Origin of the sequence: Mesorhizobium sp. M7A.F.Ca.CA.002.09.1.1, assembly GCF_003998555.1 — a bacterium.
Lineage (GTDB): Bacteria > Pseudomonadota > Alphaproteobacteria > Rhizobiales > Rhizobiaceae > Mesorhizobium > Mesorhizobium ciceri.
Genome location: NZ_RZRR01000561.1, coordinates 1 through 3804 on the forward strand (window position 1 = coordinate 1; position 3804 = coordinate 3804).

The 3804-nt window shown below is 62.3% G+C and carries 5 protein-coding genes; 4 read left to right on the plus strand and 1 reads right to left on the minus strand.

The genetic code is table 11. The features are described 5' to 3' along the window. A partial coding sequence (locus EN994_RS21955; RefSeq protein ID WP_164746068.1) for an FAD-dependent oxidoreductase occupies positions 1–611 on the minus strand: 611 nt, incomplete at its 3' end. 433 nt (positions 612–1044) lie between these two features. Here EN994_RS21955 and EN994_RS21960 point away from each other — a divergent pair. From EN994_RS21960 to EN994_RS21975, 4 genes are all read left to right on the plus strand, one after another. Beyond that, entirely contained in the window at positions 1045–2334 is a 1290-nt protein-coding gene (locus EN994_RS21960) for an imelysin family protein (protein ID WP_063170455.1), read from the plus strand. A 112-nt stretch (positions 2335–2446) separates the two neighbouring features. After that, positions 2447–2758 carry a (2Fe-2S)-binding protein gene (locus tag EN994_RS21965; RefSeq protein WP_013527915.1) on the plus strand — a complete coding sequence of 104 codons (312 nt, stop codon included), beginning with the start codon at positions 2447–2449 and terminating at the stop codon, positions 2756–2758. Next, on the plus strand, positions 2724–3209 hold the full coding sequence (gene bfr, locus EN994_RS21970; protein WP_013527914.1) for a bacterioferritin: 486 nt from the start codon (positions 2724–2726) through the stop codon (positions 3207–3209). The genes EN994_RS21965 and bfr overlap by 35 nt, the downstream gene beginning before the upstream one ends. A gap of 12 nt (positions 3210–3221) precedes the next feature. Continuing rightward, on the plus strand, positions 3222–3804 hold a 583-nt coding region (locus tag EN994_RS21975; protein WP_281060190.1), incomplete at its 3' end, for a di-heme oxidoredictase family protein.

The window sequence follows — 3804 nt, forward strand, 5'->3', positions numbered from 1 at the left end:
GTGAGGATGCTCACGCCCGTCGCTTCCAGCCGTTGCCGGACGTGGCTCGCCACCACCGGCGCCACGGCGCGGCCGAGCAGCCGGTCCACCGCCTCGACCACTGTCACCGTGCGGCCGGCGGCCCTCAACGTGGCTGCGATCTCCAGCCCGATGAAACCGCCGCCGAGGATGACGACTTCGTCGGTTTGCGCGCTGAGGTCGCGAATCAGCCGCGCATCGGCCAGCGAGCGCAGCGACAGCACCCCGGACAGATCGGCACCGGGCAGCGGCAGCGTGCGCGGGCGCGAGCCTGTCGCCAGGATCAGGTGGTCGAAGGCAAGCGCACCACCGCCGGCAATATCCAAACTGCGGCGTCCGGCATCGATGCGATCGATCCTGACGCCAGGCCGGTAGTCGATGGCGCTGCCGGTGTAAAAGGCCTCGCCGCGCAAGGGTTGTGGCTTGGCCTCGGCATCCTTGATGAAGGTCTTCGACAGCGGCGGCTTGTGGTAGGGCAGTTCGTCCTCATCTCCGACGAGGATTACCGGTCCGTCATAACCGTCCTCGCGCAGACTTGCGGCCGCTTGCACGCCCGCATGGCCCGCGCCGACAATGACCACACCGTTCTTCATCGCACTCAATCCCGATTCTACCCTAGGATGTTCCGCCAGATGGCAATTGTCTGGCACCGCTGCAAGCGAGCTTTTGCGGGTCGCATCCGGGATGGCGGCTGTCAATCGCACAGTTCAGCGGCAAGACCGGTGCAGGAAAATGCATAAAGTTGACAGTCGCAGTTTAGAATAATTCTAAACTGTTGTTTCGATTGACTTTTCTTGCGGATTGTCATTGACATCCGACGGTGTCGCAGCTTTATGGAAGCTCGCGCGTCAGCGCATCCCTTTAATGTCTGGGCCTTGAACCCTTTCGATTGGAGGCATTTTGGTGTCTTTCTTCCGCGAACCGCGCGATGGCGCGGCATCTCTTGCGCCCAATGGCCCGCAGATGGCCTGGCGCCGGTTGCTGCGCGCGCCGTTTACAGAATTTCCGAGAAACTGGAGAGTGATCATGACAGCACGATATGGCAGCAGGCTTGCGGCGATCGGCGCCACTGCCCTGCTGACGGCGGCGGTATTCGTGTTGCCGGCAAAGGCGGAAACCGATGTAAAGGCGGTCATCAAGACCTATTCCGACATCGCGCTCGCGAAATACGAAGATTCGCTGACCACCGCGCAGGCGCTCGACAAGGCGGTCGACGCGCTGCTCGCCACGCCATCGGTGGAAACCCTCAACGCTGCCCGTGACGCCTGGAAGGCATCGCGCGTTCCCTACCAGCAGACCGAAGTCTACCGCTTCGGCAACAAGATCGTCGACGACTGGGAAGGCAAGGTGAATTCCTGGCCGCTGGATGAAGGCTTGATCGACTATGTCGCCAAGAGCTACGGCACCGAATCGGACGCGAACGCGCTCTACACGGCCAATGTGATCGCCAACAAGGAGATCGAGATCAACGGCAAGAAGGTCGATGCATCGAAGCTTTCGCCGGAATTCCTCTCCGGCACGCTGCAGGGAGCCGGCGGCATCGAGGCCAATGTCGCCACCGGCTATCACGCCATCGAATTCCTGCTCTGGGGCCAGGACCTGCATGGCACCGGCCCGGGTGCCGGCGAGCGCCCCGACACCGACTACGACCTCAAGAACTGCACCGGCGGTAATTGCGACCGCCGCGCCGAGTATCTGAAATCGGCCAGCGACCTTCTGGTTTCGGATCTTCAGGAGATGGTCGGCAACTGGAAGGAAGACGGCGCCGCCCGCAAGGCTCTTGTCGATGGCGAGCCGAACACGGCGATCTCGACGATCTTCACCGGCATGGGCTCGCTGTCCTACGGCGAACTGGCCGGCGAGCGCATGAAGCTCGGCCTACTGCTGCATGATCCGGAAGAGGAGCACGATTGCTTCTCCGACAACACCTACAATTCGCATCTCTACGACGCCATCGGCATTCGCGCGGCCTATCATGCGAGCTACACGCGTCTCGACGGCACCATCGTTTCGGGTCCTTCGGTGGCCGATATGGTGAAGGCGGCCGACCCGGCGATCGACAAGGAACTGTCTGACAAGCTCGATGTTTCGGTCGCCAAGATGGAGGCGATCAAGGCGCGTGCACTGGCCGGCGAGGCCTATGACCAGCAGATCGCCGAGGGCAACATTGAGGGCAATGCCACCGTCCAGGCGGCGATCGATGCGCTGATCGATCAGACCAAGTCGATTGAGCGCGCCGTCGGCTCCCTGAAGCTCAGCACCATCGCCTTCGAAGGGTCCGACAGCCTCGACGCGCCGGACAAGGTGTTCAAGTAAGGGGTAAACGACGGAGACTGACCCGGAGCCGGACAACCGGCTTTGGAACGGCCTCCGCCAGAAGATCAAGCCACACGGCGCGGGAGACGCCGTCAGCCAGCCGAGCAAGCCAATGCTGATTTGTCATTGCAACATCATCACCGAGAAGGAGATCGAGCAGACGATCGTCGGGCTGCTGGACCAGGATCCCTGGCAGTTGATCGTGCCGGCGAAGATCTATCATGCAATGCAAAAGCGCGGTCGCTGTTGCGGCTGCTTCCCAAATGTGGTGGAAACGATCATTCGGGTCACCGAAAACTACCACGCCCGCTCGGAGGCGAGCGGCGTGGATGTCGTTTCACACCTGGATCGCGTCAGAGGCCTGCGCATCCAATACGGGAGCAGAATTCATGAAAGGCGATCCGCAGATCATCGAGCGGCTTAACGAGGCCCTTTTTCTGGAGCTTGGGGCCGTCAATCAGTACTGGGTGCATTTCCGTCTGCTTGAGGACTGGGGATACGCGAAGCTGGCAAAGAAGGAGCGGGCGGAATCGATCGAGGAGATGCACCATGCCGACAAGCTCGTCGCCCGCATCATCTTCCTCGAAGGCCATCCGAACCTGCAGTCCGTGGCGCCGCTGCGCATCGGGCAGAACGTCAAGGAAGTGCTCGAATCCGACCTTGCCGGAGAATATGACGCACGTACCGCCTACAAGCGTTCGCGCGAAATCTGCAACGACGCCGGCGACTACGTGACGATGAAGCTGTTCGAGGAATTGCTGGCCGACGAGGAGGGTCACATCGACTTTCTTGAGACGCAGCTCGACCTGCTTGCCTCGATCGGCGAGGAGAAATACGGCCAGCTCAACGCCGCATCGGCAGACGAGGCGGAGTAAGGGCATGCGGGAATGCGGCGCCTGCTAGAATTCGTGCGCCGCTCGCGGCGGGCCAATGGCTCGCCGCCCCCTGAGAAGACGCCAGCCGGATTGGCGCGTCGGCGCTGTGTCATGCTCGTGTTGGCGCTTACCTCTTCGGCGATGGCGGGTGATCTTCAGCCGGCCGGCTTCGCTACCACGCGCACCGACCTCAATGCGAAGGATCAGGCGCGCGCCATCGCCGTCACCAGGCCGACCACGGATTTTTCCAGGCCAGAGCCGTTCGAACTGATGCAAGGTGGCGCCGGCACGTCCCGAAAGGACGTCAGCCGCGATTCCTTCTCGCAATCCTCGGCCAACCTCACCTTCGAGGAACAGGGCGACTTCAAGCTTGGCAATGCCCTTTTCCGCAAGAACTGGGTCTCGTCGCCATCCTCGACGCAGGCGTCGGACGGGCTCGGCCCGCTGTTCAACGAACGTGCCTGCCAGAACTGTCATCTGAAGGACGGCCGCGGCCCCCCGCCGCAAGGCGACGCCGGCACCACGTCGATGTTCCTGCGGCTGGCCCGCGACGCCAGCAGCGTGGAAGAGAAGGCGGCGCTTGCCGACCATGAGG